The sequence below is a fragment of the Streptomyces sp. CB00316 genome (genome assembly GCF_001905595.1).
In the GTDB taxonomy this organism is placed as follows: domain Bacteria; phylum Actinomycetota; class Actinomycetes; order Streptomycetales; family Streptomycetaceae; genus Streptomyces.
The window spans coordinates 689792-707446 of the sequence record NZ_LIXI01000005.1 but is presented as its reverse complement, the minus strand read 5'-3'; the positions used below and the strand labels follow the sequence as shown (position 1 = coordinate 707446).

General features: G+C 72.7%; 22 protein-coding genes. 8 read left to right on the top strand and 14 right to left on the bottom strand.

Annotation, left to right across the window (positions count from 1 at the left end):
- Positions 1–42: 42 nt before the first annotated feature.
- Both AMK21_RS17855 and AMK21_RS17850 read left to right on the top strand, forming a co-directional pair.
- The gene (locus AMK21_RS17855; protein ID WP_073878998.1) at positions 43–393 is read left to right on the top strand and encodes a MerR family transcriptional regulator; all 351 of its coding nucleotides are present in this window, start codon (positions 43–45) and stop codon (positions 391–393) included.
- An 899-nt stretch (positions 394–1292) separates the two neighbouring features.
- Complete coding sequence (locus tag AMK21_RS17850; protein ID WP_073879202.1) at positions 1293–1706, top strand: DUF1330 domain-containing protein; 414 nt, start codon at positions 1293–1295, stop codon at positions 1704–1706.
- Here the strand turns inward: AMK21_RS17850 and AMK21_RS17845 are convergent.
- Positions 1649–2158 carry an RDD family protein gene (locus tag AMK21_RS17845; RefSeq protein WP_073879201.1) on the bottom strand — a complete coding sequence of 170 codons (510 nt, stop codon included), beginning with the start codon at positions 2156–2158 and terminating at the stop codon, positions 1649–1651. The two genes, AMK21_RS17850 and AMK21_RS17845, sit on opposite strands and share 58 nt — an antisense overlap.
- A gap of 263 nt (positions 2159–2421) precedes the next feature.
- Between AMK21_RS17845 and AMK21_RS17840 the strand changes: the two genes are divergently transcribed.
- From AMK21_RS17840 to AMK21_RS17825, 4 genes are all read left to right on the top strand, one after another.
- The gene (locus AMK21_RS17840; RefSeq protein WP_073878996.1) at positions 2422–2775 is read left to right on the top strand and encodes a hypothetical protein; all 354 of its coding nucleotides are present in this window, start codon (positions 2422–2424) and stop codon (positions 2773–2775) included.
- Between the two features lie 150 nt (positions 2776–2925).
- Positions 2926–4317, top strand: a complete 1392-nt coding sequence (gene gdhA, locus AMK21_RS17835; protein WP_073878994.1) for an NADP-specific glutamate dehydrogenase — start codon at positions 2926–2928, stop codon at positions 4315–4317.
- Between the two features lie 161 nt (positions 4318–4478).
- Positions 4479–4874 carry a helix-turn-helix domain-containing protein gene (locus tag AMK21_RS17830; protein WP_073878992.1) on the top strand — a complete coding sequence of 132 codons (396 nt, stop codon included), beginning with the start codon at positions 4479–4481 and terminating at the stop codon, positions 4872–4874.
- A gap of 36 nt (positions 4875–4910) precedes the next feature.
- Positions 4911–5672: an isocitrate lyase/PEP mutase family protein gene (locus AMK21_RS17825; RefSeq protein ID WP_073878990.1), complete on the top strand. Its 762-nt coding sequence runs from the start codon at positions 4911–4913 to the stop codon at positions 5670–5672.
- Positions 5673–5709: 37 nt separating this feature from the next.
- Here the strand turns inward: AMK21_RS17825 and AMK21_RS17820 are convergent, their stop codons facing one another.
- Positions 5710–6144, bottom strand: a complete 435-nt coding sequence (locus AMK21_RS17820; RefSeq protein ID WP_073879200.1) for a VOC family protein — start codon at positions 6142–6144, stop codon at positions 5710–5712.
- 98 nt (positions 6145–6242) lie between these two features.
- Positions 6243–6725: an alpha/beta fold hydrolase gene (locus tag AMK21_RS17815; RefSeq protein ID WP_073878988.1), complete on the bottom strand. Its 483-nt coding sequence runs from the start codon at positions 6723–6725 to the stop codon at positions 6243–6245.
- A 96-nt stretch (positions 6726–6821) separates the two neighbouring features.
- Between AMK21_RS17815 and AMK21_RS17810 the strand changes: the two genes are divergently transcribed.
- Positions 6822–7538 (top strand): TetR/AcrR family transcriptional regulator, encoded by a 717-nt coding sequence (locus AMK21_RS17810; protein WP_073878986.1) that lies wholly within the window; start codon positions 6822–6824, stop codon positions 7536–7538.
- A 44-nt stretch (positions 7539–7582) separates the two neighbouring features.
- Here AMK21_RS17810 and msrA read toward each other — a convergent pair whose 3' ends face one another.
- Together msrA and AMK21_RS17800 are read right to left on the bottom strand one after the other, a co-directional pair.
- A complete protein-coding gene (gene msrA, locus AMK21_RS17805; protein ID WP_073878984.1) occupies positions 7583–8248 on the bottom strand; it encodes a peptide-methionine (S)-S-oxide reductase MsrA in 666 nt (221 codons plus the stop codon).
- Between the two features lie 88 nt (positions 8249–8336).
- Positions 8337–9440: a hypothetical protein gene (locus AMK21_RS17800; protein WP_073878983.1), complete on the bottom strand. Its 1104-nt coding sequence runs from the start codon at positions 9438–9440 to the stop codon at positions 8337–8339.
- A gap of 66 nt (positions 9441–9506) precedes the next feature.
- Between AMK21_RS17800 and AMK21_RS17795 the strand changes: the two genes are divergently transcribed.
- Positions 9507–10652, top strand: coding sequence for a cystathionine gamma-synthase (locus AMK21_RS17795; protein WP_073878981.1), 1146 nt, complete (start codon positions 9507–9509; stop codon positions 10650–10652).
- A gap of 61 nt (positions 10653–10713) precedes the next feature.
- Here AMK21_RS17795 and AMK21_RS17790 read toward each other — a convergent pair whose 3' ends face one another.
- The 9 genes from AMK21_RS17790 to AMK21_RS17750 form a co-directional block, all read right to left on the bottom strand.
- Positions 10714–10905 (bottom strand): DUF1059 domain-containing protein, encoded by a 192-nt coding sequence (locus tag AMK21_RS17790; RefSeq protein WP_073878980.1) that lies wholly within the window; start codon positions 10903–10905, stop codon positions 10714–10716.
- Positions 10906–10975: 70 nt separating this feature from the next.
- The gene (locus AMK21_RS17785; RefSeq protein ID WP_079181195.1) at positions 10976–11188 is read right to left on the bottom strand and encodes a hypothetical protein; all 213 of its coding nucleotides are present in this window, start codon (positions 11186–11188) and stop codon (positions 10976–10978) included.
- A gap of 44 nt (positions 11189–11232) precedes the next feature.
- On the bottom strand, positions 11233–11748 hold the full coding sequence (locus AMK21_RS17780; protein WP_073878977.1) for an RNA polymerase: 516 nt from the start codon (positions 11746–11748) through the stop codon (positions 11233–11235).
- Positions 11749–11817: 69 nt separating this feature from the next.
- Complete coding sequence (locus tag AMK21_RS17775) at positions 11818–13446, bottom strand: fused response regulator/phosphatase (RefSeq protein WP_073878975.1); 1629 nt, start codon at positions 13444–13446, stop codon at positions 11818–11820.
- The gene (locus tag AMK21_RS17770) at positions 13443–14840 is read right to left on the bottom strand and encodes a sensor histidine kinase (RefSeq protein ID WP_073878973.1); all 1398 of its coding nucleotides are present in this window, start codon (positions 14838–14840) and stop codon (positions 13443–13445) included. Before AMK21_RS17770 ends, AMK21_RS17775 begins: the two co-directional genes overlap by 4 nt.
- Entirely contained in the window at positions 14837–15922 is a 1086-nt protein-coding gene (locus AMK21_RS17765) for an ATP-binding SpoIIE family protein phosphatase (protein ID WP_073878971.1), read from the bottom strand. The genes AMK21_RS17770 and AMK21_RS17765 overlap by 4 nt, the downstream gene beginning before the upstream one ends.
- Entirely contained in the window at positions 15919–16341 is a 423-nt protein-coding gene (locus tag AMK21_RS17760) for an anti-sigma regulatory factor (RefSeq protein ID WP_073878969.1), read from the bottom strand. Before AMK21_RS17760 ends, AMK21_RS17765 begins: the two co-directional genes overlap by 4 nt.
- Positions 16338–16712 carry an STAS domain-containing protein gene (locus AMK21_RS17755; protein ID WP_073878967.1) on the bottom strand — a complete coding sequence of 125 codons (375 nt, stop codon included), beginning with the start codon at positions 16710–16712 and terminating at the stop codon, positions 16338–16340. The genes AMK21_RS17760 and AMK21_RS17755 overlap by 4 nt, the downstream gene beginning before the upstream one ends.
- Complete coding sequence (locus tag AMK21_RS17750) at positions 16709–17560, bottom strand: STAS domain-containing protein (protein ID WP_073878965.1); 852 nt, start codon at positions 17558–17560, stop codon at positions 16709–16711. Before AMK21_RS17750 ends, AMK21_RS17755 begins: the two co-directional genes overlap by 4 nt.
- Positions 17561–17655: the final 95 nt, after the last annotated feature.

The following is a 17655-nucleotide window of genomic DNA, read 5'->3' as shown; positions in this document are numbered from 1 at the left end:
AAGGCTTCACGTCAGCGTGAAGGTCAAATCACAGGAGGACCCGTGCGTATCAGCCAGCTCGCCGAGCTGACCGGGGTGACAGCGCGAGCGCTGCGCCACTATGAAGACTGCATGCTCCTGGTCCCCGAGCGCGACCGTAACGGCTACAGGGCCTACACCGATTCCGACATCGCGCGTGTGGCCCAGATCAAGACGATGATCGCCGCAGGCCTCGGGACCGAAACCATCCGCCGTTACCTCGATTGCGCTCGTTCGGGCGAGCACGGTGTGTCCCTCGAGATGTGCCCCGACCTTCGGGCCGAGCTGGATGCCCTGGCGCGACGCCTTGACGCCAAGGAAGCCTCGCTCAGGGACACGCGGCAGCGACTTTCGGCACTCGCCTCCGCTCGCTAGAGACGGGACATGCTGTCGTGGCAAACAGGACCTGCCCACACCAGCCGTGCATGGCCCGAACCGCTTCCCGTCTGGTCACATTCGTACAGCTCCACGCGCAGCCCGGCTAATGGCAACAACGTCATGGCCAGCAACATCTAGGTCACCCCGGTCGGCGGGGAGGACGCGGACGTCACTGGGCAGGAACCAGCTGCCCAGGATCTGTCCGCCCTGGACGACCCGGTTCGCGCCGCACAAATCGTCTCCACCGCGCTCGCTCATGGATCAGAAGGTCGATGCCCCGTTGAACTCCGGCCTGCGGGCGAGCCAGGTCATCACCCAGGCGACCGGTATCCCTGCGTATCGGGTTGCCGTGCCTTGCCCAGTGGATCCACACCTACACCCAGATCCGTATGCAGCTCCCCCAGCGCCGGTTCCAGTACGCCGTCCCCGGGCTCGGATGCCGGCACGCGGGCAACCTCACCCAGCGGGACGTCTGCCTTTCAGCGTCCGGTCGTGCCCACCGCCATCGGGGCGGAGCCCGCACTGCCGCCCGCGCTCCTCATCCCGGCCGACGATGCTGTACGCGCAGCCGCTGGCATCGGGATGCCGCCTCCCTCGACGGTGGCCGCATGACCATGCGTGACACCAAGGACATGTGCAACGGCCCTGTGCTCGTTTGCACTTACGGTGAGTTGGCCGCGTTCGAAGACGGCGTCGTGGACGGCGGTCCAAGCGGCCGCAGTACGAGCCTCCACACGTACTCGCAAGTGCGCCTGGTCAGGACAACTGGCCGGGCGCTTCGCTGTGCGGCCGCCGCCATGACCTCCGAGGTAATCGACGCCGTCCGCCCCGCCCGGCAGCATCGGAGGCGTCGCGGGGAGACTGCCCCGACGCCACCCACCCCGGAGGACCGGACCATGACCGCGTACGCCCTCGCCCACCTGCGCCCCGCCGACGGCCCCGTCGAGGACGAGGTGCTGAGCTACATCGAGCGCATCCAGGCCACCATGGAGCCCTACGGGGGCCGCTTCCTGGTGCACGGGGCCGAGGTGGAGGTGGTGGAGGGGCAGTGGCCGGGCGCGTTGGTCGTCATCGCCTTCCCGGGTACCGAGGAGATCCGTGCCTGGTACGCGTCCCCCGCCTACCAGGAGATCCTGCCGCTGCGCACCCGGCACATCGACGGTGACGTGATCATCGTCCCGGGCGTCGGCCCGGAGTACGACGCGTCGGCGACCGCTGCGGCGATGAGGGCGGCCCGGGACCGGGCGGGCGTTCAGCGCGGGGGCCAGGGGGCCCCTCCGCCCGTACGCCCCGCCACCGCCTCCCGGTAGTACCGCAGGTCGCTGCGGTGGACCTGGCGCACCCCCGCCAGGTCCGTGCACGGGGCGGCCGGGGGGCCGCCGCCGAGGCGTTCGCGGGGCGGTGGCTCGGCGGCGGCCGCCCGGCGGAGGTGGTGCCAGGGCTGGAGGGGGAGCCAGAACAGGCCGTAGAGCCAGCGCAGGACCAGGCGGCGGAACTCCGGGCGGCCTGCGTCGGGCAGGCGGATCACCCGTACGCCCATGATCAGCTTTCCGGCGCTCGCCCGTACGGCCATCGTGAGCAGCACCTGGTTGGCGAAGGACAGCACGGTGAGGTGACCGATGAGCACCGCCGCCGTCCGGCCCGCCCCCGCGCCCGCCGGGCCCAGGCAGAAGTGCACCAGCAGGCCGACGACCAGCAGGCACAGATAGCAGTCGAGCCCCACCGCCAGGTAGCGGCGCGTCTCTCCGGTGCCCCTGGGGATACGGGGCGGCCGCCCGGGTGCTCCGTACGGGGGTGGCTGCGGCCGCGCAGGGGCGGCGGCGGTCCGGCCGGATCCGTACAACAACCTTGGCTGATAAGGAGATTGCGTTCTCCGACGCCCCCGCGGCTTCGTCATGGGGAGCATCATGACTGATCGTCAGGCGAGGTGTCGCGGTTCCTGACGGGTAACCCCCTGCCCTGGCCGGACTTCACCGGTCCCTTACCGTGACGGGAACAGGCGCACGAGTACGCACGGGGGCGGCGATGGGATTCGACGGCACCATATGGAGGCTGCGGCGCGGCCCGGAACTCGTCGGGGAGATCGCCGTCGACGACCTCGACTTCCCGTGGCTGCACGGCCGGTTCATCCCCGGTCCGGCCTACGACGCCGGGACGCGCGAGCTCTTCGACCGTGAGCTGGCCCTCATGGAGCGGCTGGACGAGGACGAGAGCGACGAGAGCGCGGAGGCGTGGGAGGGGGTCTGCTGCGAGGTGAACCGCGCGCTCGTCCTGACCGGTCCGGAGGGGAAGGCCGTCGCCGAGTTCCTGCTGCACATCCAGGGAGACCGGGCCTGGTTCCGGTGGAGCGACGCCCCGTTCTCCGAGGAGGGGCTCTAAGGGGGCTGCGGGGGTCCGGAACGACCGGCATGTGGATGGGTGTCGAAGATCATCGGATGACGCGGGACAATCGGGGCGTACGACGTAGGCACCCCCCCCGGGACGGGGGCGCCGACGCGCACGAGCCGACCCACGGAAGGGCTTGATCAGATGCCGCTCACCCCCGACTCCGGCCGCGACCCTGTTCACACGCACGATGCGGCGAACCGGGTCATCGAGCCGCTCTACGCCGAGATCCTGCGGCGCAACCAGGGCGAGAAGGAGTTCCACCAGGCGGTCCGCGAGGTCCTGGAGACCCTCGGCCCCGTGCTGACGCAGCGCCCCGAGTTCGTGGACGCCCGCATCATCGAGCGGATATGCGAGCCGGAGCGCCAGCTGATCTTCCGGGTGCCGTGGGCGGACGACTCCGGCGACATCCACGTCAACCGCGGCTTCCGGGTCGAGTTCTCCAGCTCGCTCGGCCCGTACAAGGGCGGCCTGCGCTTCCACCCCTCCGTCAACCTCGGCATCGTGAAGTTCCTCGGCTTCGAGCAGATCTTCAAGAACGCCCTCACCGGCATGCCCATCGGCGGCGGCAAGGGCGGCGCGGACTTCGACCCCAAGGGCCGCTCCGACGCCGAGATCATGCGGTTCTGCCAGTCCTTCATGACCGAGCTCCACCGCCACCTGGGCGAGTACACCGACGTCCCCGCCGGCGACATCGGCGTGGGCGGCCGCGAGATCGGCTACCTCTTCGGCCAGTACAAGCGGATCACCAACCGGTACGAGTCCGGCGTCCTCACCGGCAAGGGCCTCGGCTGGGGCGGCGCCCAGGCCCGTACGGAGGCCACCGGCTACGGCACGGTCCTGTTCACCGCCGAGATGCTGCGCAGCCGGGGCGAGTCGCTGGAGGGCCAGACCGTCGCGGTCTCCGGCTCCGGCAACGTGGCCGTCTACGCCATCGAGAAGGCCCAGCAGCTCGGCGCGACCGTCATCACCTGCTCGGACTCCGGCGGCTACGTCGTGGACGAGAAGGGCATCGACCTCGCCCTCCTGAAGGAGATCAAGGAGGCGGGCCGGGGCCGGGTCTCCGACTACGCAGAGCGGCGCGGCCCGCACGCCCGGTTCGTGGCCGGTACGGGGGTGTGGTCGGTCCCTGTGGACGTCGCGCTGCCCTGCGCCACCCAGAACGAGCTCCACGAGGCCGACGCGCTCGACCTCGTACGCAACGGGGTGAAGGCGGTCGCGGAGGGCGCCAACATGCCCACCACGCCCGACGCGGTCCGGATCTTCCAGGAGGCGGGCGTCGCCTTCGCCCCCGGCAAGGCGGCCAACGCGGGCGGGGTCGCGACGAGCGCCCTGGAGATGCAGCAGAACGCGTCCCGGGACTCCTGGACCTTCTCCCACACCGAGGAGCGCCTCGCCGAGATCATGCGCCACATCCACGACTCCTGCCACACGACCGCCGAGCGGTACGGCAGCCCGGGCAACTACGTGGTGGGCGCGAACATCGCGGGCTTCGAGCTGGTGGCGGACGCGATGCTGGCGCAGGGGCTGATCTGACGACCGGCGACCGTACGGTCGTGGGCGCCACCGGTCCGGTCGGGGTTTCCCGCCGGACCGGTGGCGCCCCTGTCTGTCACGCACCTTCGCCCTCAGCAGATCCGCCCGGAGCGCAACGCTCGGGCCGTGCCTGGTCGGCGTACGGCTCCTAGGCTGGGGCGGTGACCATCCGAGCGACGAACCAGCCCCGCGCCCGTGTCATCCCGCTGCGCCCGTTCCCGACTCCCGGGCCCGTCCCGGCCCGGGAGCCGCTCTGGCGCGACCTCGTCGGGGACGTACTGCGGAGAGAACGGCTGTCCCAGGAGCGGACGTTGAAGGACGTGGCCGACGCCGGGCGGATCTCGATGGCCTACCTCTCCGAGGTGGAGCGCGGCCGCAAGGAGGCCTCGTCCGAGGTGCTGGCGGCCGCCGCGCGGGCGCTCGGGCTGAGCCTCGCCGATGTTCTCGCGCTGGCCCAGGGGGAGCTGATCAGGCTCTCCGGGGCGCGGTCCCGCACCGAGAGCCTCGGCGCCCGCCGCACCGGCCCCCCGACGGGCACCGTACGGCTGGCCGCTTGAGCGGATGGCCGGCCGATCCACGGGTACGGTCCCGGCATGGACTTTCGCACCACAGTTGAGCGCGCTCAGCGCCTGAAGCAGCTCCACGCCGACCACCAGCCGCTCGTGCTGCCGACCGTCTGGGACGCCTGGTCGGCCCGGACGGCGGCCGCCGCCGGGTTCTCCGCGCTGACGGTAGGCAGCCATCCGCTCGCCGACTCCCGGGGGGCGGAGGACCAGGAGGGGCAGACCTTCGAGGAGGTGCTCGCCGCGGTCAGGCCGATCATCGCGTCGGTCGGCATCCCCGTCTCCGTGGACCTGGAGGCCGGGTACGGGCAGAAGCCCGCGGACCTCATCGCCGGACTCGTCGAGGTCGGCGGCGTCGGTCTCAACATCGAGGACACCGTCCACTCCGAGGGCGGACGGGTGCGCACCACGCAGGAGCACGCGAGCTACATCGCGGGCCTGCGCGCGGCGGCCGACGACGCGGGCGTCCCGGTCTGGATCAACGGACGCACCGACCTCTTCCTGCACGCGGAGGACGCCGCCGCCGTCCTCGACGAGGCGATCGAACGGCTGCGGGCCCTGGAGCAGGCCGGCGCGGACAGCGTCTACCCGGTGAAGATCCAGGACAACGACGAGCTGCTCGCGGCGGTGACGGCCGCCGTCTCCGTTCCCGTCAACTCCACGGCCCACCCGGTCAAGCACGACCTTGAGCGGTTCCGCCGCCTCGGCGTCGGCCGGATCACCTACGGCCCGCTGCTCCAGATGGCGTTGTCGGACGCGATGAAGGACATGCTCGGCCCCTGGGCGCCGTAGGCCGTCCCGCCGCCGACGGCTGGACGGAACGGGGGCGTCAGTCGAGGCAGAACTCGTTGCCCTCGATGTCCTGCATCACGATGCACGACTCGTTCTGCTCGTCGGCGACCATCACGCGCTCACACACCGCGCCGAGCGCCACCAGCCGGTCGCGCTCGGCCTCCAGCGTGGCGAGCCGCTCCGCACCGACCAGCCCGGTGCCGGCCCGCACGTCGAGGTGGACCCGGTTCTTGGCGGTCTTGCCCTCCGGAACGCGCTGGAAGTACAGGCGCGGGCCGACCCCCGAGGGATCGGAGCAGGCGAACCACGCGTCCCGGTCCTCGGGAGGCAGCGAGCGGCTGTAGTCGTCCCAGGTCGCGAACCCCTCCGGCACCGGCGGCACTTCGTACCCCAGCACCTCGCACCAGAAGCGGGCGAGGCGCTCGGGCTGCGCGCAGTCGAAGGTGACCTGGACTTTCCTGAGTGTTGCCATCCGGGCACCGTAGTGGCGCGTGCCACCCCTCGGCATCCGGTTTTCCCGTCCGACGCTCGCGGCGCCCACGCTTGCCCGGTCCGCGAGCACCCGCACCTCTACGGGCGTCCGCCCACCTTCGCCCGGTCCGCGAGCGCCCGCACCTCCGCCGCGACCGCCGCGTGGCGCTCGCGCGGGATGTCGTGGCCGACGCCCGGCTGGAGGACGAGCCGGGCGTCGTGGATCGCCGCGGCGGTGGCCCGTCCTGCGGAGGGCTTGAGCAGCGGGTCGTCCGTACCGTGCAACACCAGTGTGGGGACGCGCAGTTCGGACAGGGGCGGGCCGCTCCAGCGGGCGCCGATCTGGCGGGACTGCGCGTCCGGGTCCGCGATGCCGGTGTCCACGTCGGCGCTGATGCGCTCCAGGGCCTCCGCCTCGTCGAACGGGTACCCCGGCGACGCGCAGAGCCGCGCCACCGCGAGCCGGGAGACGGCCAGCCCCATCACCAGGAGCAGCGGTTCGCCGTTTCGGCCCTGCTTGAGGCGGTCATGGGCCAGCTCGACCGGGCCGTTGCGGGCGAAGCGGCGTTCGGTCCAGGTCATGGCGGGCTCCTCGGGCGACGATTTACTGCGATCGATGTTCGCAATATTAGACTGCAGCCGTCCGAAGAGCTGAGGTGCGAGGGAAGGTGGTGGGGCGTGGCCGACCGCGAGACCCGGCCGACAACCGTGTGGTCACGCCCCGAACGGGGCGCGCGTGGACCCGCGCCCGAGCGGAGCCGGTACGAGATCACGGGGGCCGCCCTCGCCCTGGCCGACGCCGAAGGGCTGGCCGCCGTGTCGATGCGCGCGCTCGCGCAGCGGCTGGGCACCGGGCCCGCCTCGCTCTACCGCTATGTGGGGAGCCGTGACGAGCTGCTGGACCTCATGGCGGACGCGGTCGCGGGCGAGCTGGACCTCTCCGCCGCTCCCAGCGGCGACTGGCTCGGCGACCTCGTCGGCCTGGCCCTCCAGTCCAAGGCCGACCACGCCCGTCATCCCTGGCTCGCGGCACTGAACGACCGCCGGGGCGAGGTCCTCGGCCCGCACGCGATCGACTACCTGGACCACGCCCTGGCGGTGATGGCCCCCGCACCCGGTACGAGCCGGCAGAAGCTGGAGGCGATCGGCCTCCTGGGCGGCCTGGCCACGCTGTTCGCCCGCCGCGAGGCCATGGCGGCCGCCGGCGAGGCCCCCGGCGCCGGCGACCCGCCCGCCCAGGCGGCCCACCTCGCCGCCGTCGCGGCCGAGGGCCGCCACCCACACCTGCTGGCCGCCCTCACGACGGCGGGCCCGCCGCCTCCGGCGGGCCCGGCCGAGCGGGACGCCCTGTTCGAACGGTTGCTGCGCCGGCTCCTGCCCGCGATGCTCGGCTGACGTCCGCGCGCCGGTCGGCCGCCGCCCCGAGGGGGAAGGGCCCCTCAGCCCTCGACCGGAGCCACCCCGATCGGGCAGGACACCCCCGTACCGCCGATCCCGCAGTAACCGCCCGGGTTCTTGTCCAGGTACTGCTGGTGGTACGCCTCCGCCGGCCAGAACGGGCGGCCCTCGGCCGGGAGGATCTCCGTGGTGATCTCCTTGTGGCCCGACGCCGTCAGGACCTTCTGGTACGCCTCGCGGGAGGCGTCCGCCGCCGCTGCCTGGGCGGGGGAGTGGGTGTAGACCGCGGAGCGGTACTGGGTGCCCACGTCGTTGCCCTGGCGGAAGCCCTGGGTCGGGTTGTGGGACTCCCAGAACACCTTCAGCAGCTCCTCGTAACTGACGACGGCCGGGTCGAAGACGACGCGGACCGCCTCCGTGTGGCCGGTCAGGCCCGAGCAGGCCTCCTCGTACGTCGGGTTCTCCGTGTAGCCGCCCTGGTAGCCGACCAGCGTCGTCCAGACGCCCTCGGTCTGCCAGAACTTCCGCTCCGCGCCCCAGAAGCAGCCGAGCGCGAAGTCCGCCACCTCCAGGCCCTCCGGGTACGGCCCCACCAGCGGGTTGCCGAGCACGGTGTGGCGGGAGGGGACGGTGAATTCGGGGACGGGACGGCCGCGCAGGGCCTGCTCCGGGGTGGGGAGCTCGGGGGTGCGGCGGTTCGGGAACATGCGGGCGGCTCCTTTGGGGGCGGTGGGGGTCCGGTACGTACAACAAGGGACCCGGCGTTGGGATTCCGGGCGGACCGGGGGCGCGGGCTCAGTGCGGCAGCGTCGCCGGGGAGCCGCCGTTCGCCTCGTACCCCGCGACCGCCAGCGCCCGGTAGACCGTGTACTGGGCGGCCGGGTCCGGGTCCGCCGTCCACGGCAGCGCGCCCACGTGGCCGTCGATGAGGACCAGCTGGTGCATCGCCTCCGACCAGCGCTCCATGTGGACCAGGAAGAGCACCAGCAGATGGCGTACGTGGGCGAGCATCGGGTCGTCCGGGCGGGCCGCGTGCACCGCGAACATCGCGCCCTCGACCGCCTTCACCACCACCTGGCTGCGGTAGAAGCCCTGCACGAGGTTGACCTCCGGCAGGTGCTCGTACACCGCGAACAGCGGCAGCGCGGCCAGCAGCGAACCCTGCGGGGCGCGGGCGGCGGCGGCCGTGGCGAAGGCGTCGGCGTCCTTGCGGGAGCCGTGCCACTTCTCACAGTGGAAGTGCAGCGCCGCGATGTGCGCGCCCATGTGGGCCGGGGCCCGGTCGATGATCTTCGCCCAGAGCTGGTCGAACTGCTCGGGGGTGTAGCCCAGGCCCCGGGCCACCGCCAGCTCCACGATGTACGGCACCGGGTCGCCGGGCGCGAGCAGGGCCGCCTCGCCGCAGACCGTACGGGCCTCCTCCAGGATGATCCGGAAGTCGTCGCTCCCCGCCGACGAGGAGCGCCACGCCTGCTGCACCAGGAACTCCGCGTGCACCGCCGCCCCGCCCGCGTCCTTCGGGGCCTCCGCCCGCCAGGCGCGCAGCCAGGAGCCGCCCTTGCCCGGCTGCTGGGCCAGCTCCAGCGAGGCCGCGCCCGCGAAGGCCTGCACCCGCTGCCAGCGCACCTCGCCCTCCTTCGGCGTACCGGCGAGGAGCTGAGAGGCGGCGCGCCAGTCCTGGGTGGCCTGGACGACGTCGAGGACGTCCAGGAGGTCCTGGTCCGGGCCCGGCATCCGGACGTCCAGCTCCTCCTGGCGGGCGAAGCCGTACGTGTCGGGGTCGGCCGCGTCGGGCGAATCCGGGGCGACCTGGCGGATACCGCCCCGGCGGCGCATGACCCAGGGGCCGACGATCGCGGCGAGCATGCACATCGCGAGCAGGAACAACAGAATCTCCATGGACCCATTGTCCCCGGAGCGGCGAGTGGCCGGTAAGGCCGGTCACGACGAACTACGCTCGGGGCCATGAGCGACCAGCACAGCTTCGAGACTCTCGCGATCCACGCGGGGAACACCGCCGACCCCCTCACCGGCGCGGTGGTTCCGCCCATCTACCAGGTGTCCACGTACAAGCAGGACGGCGTGGGCGGACTGCGCGGCGGTTACGAGTACAGCCGCAGCGCCAACCCGACCCGGACCGCCCTGGAGGAGAACCTGGCGGCCCTGGAAGGCGGCCGCCGCGGTCTGGCCTTCGCCTCCGGCCTCGCCGCCGAGGACTGCCTCCTACGTACGCTGCTGACCCCCGGTGACCACGTGGTCATCCCGAACGACGCCTACGGCGGCACCTTCCGGCTGTTCGCGAAGGTCGCCGCGCGCTGGGGCGTGGAGTTCTCGGTCGCCGACACCTCGGACGTGGCGGCGGTACGGGAGGCGATCACCCCCCGCACCAAGGCGGTCTGGGTGGAGACCCCCTCCAACCCGCTGCTCGGCATCACCGACATCGCCGCCGTCGCCCAGGTCGCGCACCAGGCCGGGGCGCGCCTCGTCGTCGACAACACCTTCGCCTCGCCCTACCTCCAGCAGCCGCTCGCGCTCGGCGCGGACGTCATCGTGCACTCCACCACCAAGTACATGGGCGGTCACTCCGACGTCGTCGGCGGCGCGCTCGTCGTCAGCGACCCGGAGCTGGCCGAGGAACTGGCGTTCCACCAGAACGCCATGGGCGCGGTCTCCGGCCCCTTCGACGCCTGGCTCGTGCTGCGCGGCATCAAGACCCTCGCCGTCCGCATGGACCGGCACACCGAGAACGCCACCAAGGTCACCGACCTGCTGACCCGGCACCCCAAGGTCTCCCAGGTCCTCTACCCGGGGCTCCCCGAGCACCCCGGCCACGAGGTCGCCGCCAAGCAGATGAAGTCCTTCGGCGGCATGGTCTCCTTCCGCGTCGCGGGCGGCGAGGAGGCGGCGGTCGAGGTCTGCAACCGGGCCAAGCTCTTCACGCTCGGTGAGTCCCTCGGCGGCGTCGAGTCGCTGATCGAGCACCCCGGCCGGATGACGCACGCCTCCGTCGCGGGCTCCCTGCTGGAGGTCCCGGCCGACCTCGTCCGCCTCTCCGTCGGCATCGAGAACGGCGACGACCTGCTCGCCGACCTCACCCAGGCCCTGGGCTGACCGGCCGCCGTACGGCGACACACCCGGGCGCCCGCCGCTGAACGGCGGGCGCCCGCACGGGTCAGACGCTCACCCTCTCGTCCTCCAGCGCGGCCCGCACCTGGCTCCGCAGTTCGGGGCTGTCCTCATGACCGTGGACGGAGACGGCGTGCTCGCTCGCGGCGCGGACGACCTCGTCCTCCTCACCGGAAATGGTGAGTGAGCAGTTCATCTCGCTCGGGTACTTGCGGCAGTCGGCGATCTTCCGTGTCATGACGGCCTCCTCGGCTCGTACGACGTCCGACTCCTCCAGGATAGGCCGGTTCCCCGGGGCTCCGACACCGTCACCACCCCTCCAGCGGTGGTGTCACCTCCGCCGGTTCCGGCAGCCACGGCTGCTCGACCCCGGCCCACACCAGGAACACGGCGAACACCGCCCCCGCCAGCCACCAGGCCGTACGCCGCACCCCGCGCCGCAGACGCAGCAGCCGGGCGCCGCGCCGCGCGGCCCGGTCCGCCAGGCCGGCCGGCACCGGCGGGTGCGGCCCCCGAAGCATCCGGCGGACCTCCGCCGCCCTGCGGTCCTGGCCCCGGTCCCGGATCACGGTGTCGCCCCGGGAACGAACGACGAACCGGCGGCCGGACCTCCGCGGCCCGAACCGGCCGCCCCGCGCCCCGCCGAGCGCATCACCGCGATCGAGCGGTCGCAGACGGCCCGTACCCGGTCCGCCGGAAGGCCCAGCAGCGCCGCCGTCTGGTCCTCGCCGACCTCCTCGTACAGCCGCAGCACCAGCACCAGCCGCTCCAGCGGCGCGAGGCGGCCCAGCACCCCGCCGAGCGGGCGCCGGTGGCGCCAGGCCTCCCGGGCGAAGCGGACCGCGAGCTCCTGGCGGGTGCGGTGGTAGGGGTCCTCGCAGCGCAGCCCGTCCCACTCCGCGTAGGTGCGTGCCAGGGCCGCGGAGAGCAGCCGTTCGGCCCGTACGTTGGCGCCCGCCGGGGCTGCCGGCTCGGCGGTGAGCAGGGTCGCCGTGTGCAGCAGGCGGCCGCCCGCGCCCGCCACGAAGGCCTCGAACTCCTGGGCGCGGAGCCGGTCCCGGTGGGTCTGCCGCTCTCGCATGCAGCTCATCCGAGCCCTGGTGCGGTGCCCGGGTCAAGAGGGGCGACACACCGGGGCGGGCCCCCGCGGTCAGGCCGCCGGTTCCGGTCCCGGGCCCAGCGCGATGGCGAGCAGCGCGATGTCGTCCTCCTTGTCCTCCCCGAACGAGCCGAGGAGGGCGTCGCAGAGGGCCTCCAGCTCCCATGGCCCCTCCAGCGTCGCGGAGCGGAAGCGGGCAAGGCTGTCGTCGAGGTTCTCGGTGCGCACCTCCACCAGGCCGTCGGTGATCAGCAGGATGCGGGTGTCCGGGGCGACCGGGTGGACGCGCGCGGGCGGGTGCGGCAGCCGGAGGCCCAGCAGCGGGCCGTGCTCGTGGAGGTAGGCGGCGGTGCCGTCGGGGGCGAGCAGCAGGGGCGGGATGTGACCGGCGTTGGCGACGTGGATCCGGCTGCCGTGCGGGTCGACCAGGACGAGGCAGAGCGTCACGGTGAGGCCGGGCCGGGTGTGGGCGAGGAGGGCGTCGAGCCGCTCCAGCACGTGGTGCGGCGGGTGGCCCTCCAGGGCGTAGGCGCGAAGGGCGTGCCGGATCTCGCCCATGACCGTCGCGGCCACCAGCGAGTGCCCGGCCACGTCCCCGATGGCCAGGAGCAGCCCGTCCGGCGTCTCCAGGGCCTCGTAGAAGTCGCCGCCGATCTCCGCGTGGTCGGAGGCCGGGAGGTAGCGCACGGCGAGGGAGACGCCCGGTAGGGACGGCAGCCGGTCCGGCAGGAAGGTGCGCTGGAGGGCGAGCGCGAGGGCGTGCTCCTCGTTGAAGGTGCGCAGCGCCTCCAGGGCCAGCGCGCAGGCGTTGACGAGCTGCTGGAGGAGCTCGCGCTCGTCGGTGCCGCCGGCCGCTTCGGCGGGTACGGCGACGCAGACGGGCGGCCGGTTGCGCCTGGTCCGCGCCACCACCAGGACGACGTCCCCCTCGATCGGGTCGAGGGGCAGCAGCGCCTTCCACTGGCTGTGGGGCATCACCCGCACCTCGGCCCCGGTGTCGCCGCCGAGAGTGTACGAGGCCAGCCGGTCCAGCAGTTCGGAGCGGGCGGGCGAGGAGTGCGGGGCCGCACCGGGCCCCGTGGCGTGGCTGTGTACCGGCTGCCCCTGGGGGCTCAGGAAGATCGCGGTGGCGGGGCAGGACATGAGAGCGGCCGCGCCCCCGGTCGCCGCGGCGGCGAACGAGTGGAAGCCGACGGCCCGGTAGACGTCCAGGGTCGCCCGGTTGAGGGCGGCCAGCCGCAGGGTGAGACGCTCCGCCCGGCGCCGGGCCCGTACGTAGCGCAGGGCGGCCGTGACGGTGGCCAGGAACTCCGCCGGGTCGACGGGCTGGTCGAGATAGGCGTCCGCGCCCCGGCTCAGCCCCTCGGTGTGGTCCTCCGCACCCATGGCGACGGCGGAGACATGGATGACCGGCAGCGAGGCGGTGCGGGGGTCGCCCTTGATCCGTTCGCAGACCTCGAAACCGGACATGTCGGGGAGCTGGACGTCGATGACCGCGGCCTCGGGCAGGGGGGTGTCGCGCGCGCCGATCAGGGCCAGGCCCTGGGCTCCGTCGGCGGCGACGAGCACGGTGTGCCCGGCCCGTCTGAGCCAGCTGGTCAGCACATAGCGGTTGGTCTCGTCGTCGTCGATCACCAGGATGGTCCCCGGCGCGCTGTCACGTCGTGCTGTCTCGGTCACGCGTCGGCCTCCGGTGCGGGGGGTGCGGGCGGGGCGGCGGGCCGGTGGGGCAGCCGGACCTCGACGCGGGTGCCGACACCGGGGGTGCTGGACAACCTCAGGGTGCCGCCGAGGAGTTCGGTGAGCGCGCGGGCGTACGGGAGTCCGAGGCCGGTGCCCCGTTGGGCGCGCTGGAGCGGTCCGCGTACCTGGTAGAACTCCTCGAAGACCCGGGTCAGTTCGGACTCGGGGATGCCCACCCCGGTGTCCGCCACCGTGAAGGTCATCCACTGTCCGGCGGCCTCCGGGTCCACCGCGAACTCCAGCCGGACCTCGCCCTCCTCGGTGAACTTCAGGGCGTTCGACAGCAGGTTGCGCAGGATGCGGGTGAGCAGGGCCTCGTCGGTCACCGTGACCGGGAGCGTGCCGGGAGGGGGTGTCAGCAGGACGACGTCGCCCGGCATCCCCGTGGAGCGCATCACCGCTCCCAGCTGACCCACCAGGGCCCGCAGGTCCACCGGCGTGGCGACGATCTCCAGCTGGCCCGCCTCCGCCTTCGCCATGTCCAGCAAGTCGTTGACCAGCGAGAACAAGGTCTGCCCCGAGGCGTCGATGAGGGAGACCTGGCGACGCTGCTCCTCGGTGAGGGGCGCGGAGCCGGCCGCCAGCAGCAGCCGGGAGAGCGCGACGACCGCGTTCACGGGCGTGCGGAGCTCATGGCTGATGTTGGTCCAGAAGCGCGTCTTGGCCTCGCTGGTCTCCCGCAGCCGGTTCGACTTCTCCTCCAGCTCGGCGTGGAGGGCCACGACCCCGCTGTTGGTCTCCTCCAGCTCCTGCGACAGCTCGGTGTAGAGCGCCAGGACGCCCTGGTTGGTCTCCTCCAGCTCGTCGTTGAGCCGGCGCAGCTCCTCGCGCTGCGCCCGGGTCTCCTCCAGGGTGGCGATCAGGTCGCGGGTCTGCGCGCGCAGGTCGTCGGCGAGCGTCATGGGCGCGTGGCGGCGCAGCGCCTCCCGCACGCCCAGCCGGGCCGCCGGGGTGTCGGCCCAGCCGGCGGGCAACGCGTGTTCGGCGACGATCCTCTCCCGGGCGTCGGCGCTCTCGTGACGGACCCGGTGCAACAGGCGGGAGGCCGGTTCGAGATCGGGGCCCGCCTTCGTACCGCCGTTCCACTCGAAGACGACGGCCAGGACGGGTTCCGGGCCCTCCGGCAGGGTGAAGGCCACCGTCAGCCCGCCGCAGCCGAGCCGGTCGCGGCCGAGTTCGCTGAGCGCGGTGGCGATACGCACCTGGTCCTGGCGGTCCATGCCCAGGGCCTCGGCCGCGCTCTGGCCGATACGGCGCAGGGCGAAGACGTCCTGCGCCGTGGCCAGGCCGAACGCGGAGAGGGAGGAGGATCGCGCGGCCGACACCGTCACCAGGCCCCCTTGACGACCACGATCCCGGCGTCGTCACGGCGGACACCGGCCTCGCGCAGCAGCTGGCCCGCCATCACGGCCGGGGTGTGCCCGAGCAGCCCGGGCACGTCGTCCGCCTTCCAGCGTTCGGTCAGCCCGTCGGAGTGCATGACCAGCGCCCCGCCCGGCTTCAGCGGCAGCTCGAACGTCCGCAGACTCCGCATCTGCTGTCCGACGATGCCCGGTGCCGAGAGCAGGCCGTTACGGGAGTCGGGGCCGAGCAGGACGCCGCTCACGTTGCCGATGCCGCAGTAGAGGAGGCGCTGTGCGGAGGGTTCGATCCGGGCCACCGCGACCGCGCCGCCCCTGGTGCCGCGCAGCGCCGTGTGGATGTCGCGCAGCAGGCCCTCCGGGTGGCGCGCGGCGCTCCGCCGGAACGCCTTGACCGCGGCCTCTCCGGCGAGCGCGGCCATCGGCCCGTGTCCCAGCCCGTCGCAGAGCATGACGAGGATCGCCGGCTCCGGCGACGAGGCGGGCGGCAGAGCGCCGGACCGCGGATCGTGGTCGGTGCCGGGGTCCACGCGTACGGCCCAGGCGTCGCCGCACGTCGTCTCGCCGCTGATGGGCCGGGTCAGGCCGGAGGCCACGGAGGGCTGTCCACCGGCCCTCTCCGCCATGGCCTCACGGGCCCAGAACTGGGCGGCGATGACCGTACCCCGCCCCGGGACCGAGTGGATGTCGAAGACGTCGGCGAGCCGGGCGACCGCCCCGAGCCCGATGCCGAGCGTGCCCGCGGTGGACGTGCCGTCCGCGAGGGCGGCCTCCACATCGGCCATACCGGGGCCGGTGTCCACGGTGACGAACTCGACGCCGGCCCGGTCCGGGGTGCGCAGGACCCGTAGCAGCAGGGCTCCGTCGGTCGCGTGCCGCTGGAGGTTGGTCGCGGCCTCGGTGACCGCCAGGGCCACCTCCGAGGACCGGTAGGCCTCCAGGCCGATGCGGCGCGCCAGCGTCGCAGCCGCGCCGCGGGCCGCCGAGGGCATCTCGGGTTCGGCCCGGAACCAGGCGATGTCCTCGCAGTCGAGGACTCTGGGGGACGTCATCGTGACCACTTCACGATCGACACCGTGGTGCCCCGGCCCGCCTCGGTGTCGAGGAAGAACTCGTCGACCAGCCGGCGCGCTCCGCTGAGCCCGAGGCCCAGCCCGCCGCCCGAGGTCCAGCCGTCGGTCAGGGCGAGTTCGACGTCGGGGATCCCGGGTCCGGAGTCCTCGAAGACCGCCGCGACACCACGCCGCCCGTCCCGCTCCACCAGGCCCGCCCGCATCTGCCCGCCACCGCCGTACACCAGGGTGTTGCGGGCGAGCTCGCTGGCGGCGGTGATGAACTTCGTCTGGTCGACGAGGGACAGCTGGCACTGCTGCGCGTACGTGCGGACCTGCTGGCGTGCCCGTACGACGTCGTCGTTCTGGGCGATGCCCTGCTCCCGGGGCCCCTGTCCCTCGGCCCAGGGGATGTTCATCGCCGGTCCGCGCCGGCGGCGGACCGGCGCAGCAGCGCGAGACCCTTCTCCAGGTCGAGTGCGGTACGGACTCCGCCGAGCGAGAGGCCGAGCTCGACGAGGGTGATGGCGACGGCTGGCCGCATGCCCACCACGACGGTCTCGGCGTCGAGCAGCCGGGATATGGAGGCGATCGTGGCCAGCATGCGGCCGACGAACGAGTCGACGATCTCGACCGCCGTGATGTCGATGACGACGCCCCGGGCCGAGCGCGAGACGATCTGCTCCGCCAGGTCCTCCTGAAGGTTCAGCACCGTCTGGTCCTCCAGGTCCACCTGGATGGAGACGAGGAGTACGTCACCGATCCGCAGGACCGGAACCCGCTCGGTCATCGCCCGCCGCCCTGGTGTGCCACGAGGTCGATGCCCGACTTCTTCAGCGCGAGCTGGAGGGCGTCGGCCAGGGTCGCCTTGGTGACGATGTCACCGAACTCGATGCCCAGGGCCACGATGGTCTGCGCGATCTGCGGGCGGATGCCGGAGACCGTGCACTCCGCGCCCATCAGCCGGGCCGCCACGATCGTCTTGAGCAGGTGCTGGGCGACCTGGGTGTCGACGGCGGGGACGCCCGTGATGTCGATGATGGCCTGCTCGGAGCCGGTGTCCACCAGCGCCTGGAGGAGCTTCTCCATCACCACCTGGGTGCGGGCCGAGTCCAGGGTGCCCACGAGGGGCACGGCTATGACCCCGTCCCAGAGCTTCACCACGGGGGTCGACAGCTCCATGAGCTGGTTGGCCTGCGAGCTGATGATCTCCTCGCGGGTGCGGGTGTACGTCTCGATGGTGAACAGGGCCAGGTCGTCGAGGACCCGGCTCAGCCGCAGGTACCGGTCGGTGTCCTCGGCCGATCCGTCCCGCAGCGCCGGTTCGAACGCCTTCTTGAGCGCGAGCACGCTGACGGCCGTCTCGCTGGGCGTGAAGCCCTGGCGGGCCCGGTTGCGCGACAGTTCGGTCAGCAGCGCCCGGGTCTCGGAGAGGTTCTCGCCGCGGGCGTCCTCCCCGCCCTCGGTGAGGGCCTCCACGAGCGCCGAGTACAGCTCGCGCAGCTCCCGGTCGACCTCGGCCTTGCTGACGCGGCCCCTGAGCGACCCGACGACGCTGTCGATCCACTGGTCCACGACTCTCTCGCGATCGGCGGACAACAGTCCCGCCAGATCGCTCTTGCTGTCCTGCTCCGCCATCGCCTGGCACCCCTTAAAGATAAAAAGTATCCATCTGGCAACTCTTCGCGAAGCGTACGGCAAGGCCCCTGCCGCCCGGCGGGGGACAGGGGCCG

Excerpts from the sequence above, each read along its gene's own strand:
- AMK21_RS17850 (WP_073879202.1), top strand. The coding sequence starts at position 1,293 with ATGACCGCGTACGCCCTCGCCCACCTGCGCCCCGCCGACGGCCCCGTC.
- AMK21_RS17840 (WP_073878996.1), top strand. The coding sequence starts at position 2,422 with ATGGGATTCGACGGCACCATATGGAGGCTGCGGCGCGGCCCGGAACTC.
- gdhA (WP_073878994.1), top strand. The coding sequence starts at position 2,926 with ATGCCGCTCACCCCCGACTCCGGCCGCGACCCTGTTCACACGCACGAT.
- AMK21_RS17825 (WP_073878990.1), top strand. The coding sequence starts at position 4,911 with ATGGACTTTCGCACCACAGTTGAGCGCGCTCAGCGCCTGAAGCAGCTC.
- AMK21_RS17820 (WP_073879200.1), bottom strand. The coding sequence starts at position 6,144 with ATGGCAACACTCAGGAAAGTCCAGGTCACCTTCGACTGCGCGCAGCCC.
- AMK21_RS17815 (WP_073878988.1), bottom strand. The coding sequence starts at position 6,725 with ATGACCTGGACCGAACGCCGCTTCGCCCGCAACGGCCCGGTCGAGCTG.
- msrA (WP_073878984.1), bottom strand. The coding sequence starts at position 8,248 with ATGTTCCCGAACCGCCGCACCCCCGAGCTCCCCACCCCGGAGCAGGCC.
- AMK21_RS17800 (WP_073878983.1), bottom strand. The coding sequence starts at position 9,440 with ATGGAGATTCTGTTGTTCCTGCTCGCGATGTGCATGCTCGCCGCGATC.
- AMK21_RS17795 (WP_073878981.1), top strand. The coding sequence starts at position 9,507 with ATGAGCGACCAGCACAGCTTCGAGACTCTCGCGATCCACGCGGGGAAC.
- AMK21_RS17790 (WP_073878980.1), bottom strand. The coding sequence starts at position 10,905 with ATGACACGGAAGATCGCCGACTGCCGCAAGTACCCGAGCGAGATGAAC.
- AMK21_RS17785 (WP_079181195.1), bottom strand. The coding sequence starts at position 11,188 with ATGCTTCGGGGGCCGCACCCGCCGGTGCCGGCCGGCCTGGCGGACCGG.
- AMK21_RS17780 (WP_073878977.1), bottom strand. The coding sequence starts at position 11,748 with ATGCGAGAGCGGCAGACCCACCGGGACCGGCTCCGCGCCCAGGAGTTC.
- AMK21_RS17765 (WP_073878971.1), bottom strand. The coding sequence starts at position 15,922 with ATGACGTCCCCCAGAGTCCTCGACTGCGAGGACATCGCCTGGTTCCGG.
- AMK21_RS17760 (WP_073878969.1), bottom strand. The coding sequence starts at position 16,341 with ATGAACATCCCCTGGGCCGAGGGACAGGGGCCCCGGGAGCAGGGCATC.
- AMK21_RS17755 (WP_073878967.1), bottom strand. The coding sequence starts at position 16,712 with ATGACCGAGCGGGTTCCGGTCCTGCGGATCGGTGACGTACTCCTCGTC.
- AMK21_RS17750 (WP_073878965.1), bottom strand. The coding sequence starts at position 17,560 with ATGGCGGAGCAGGACAGCAAGAGCGATCTGGCGGGACTGTTGTCCGCC.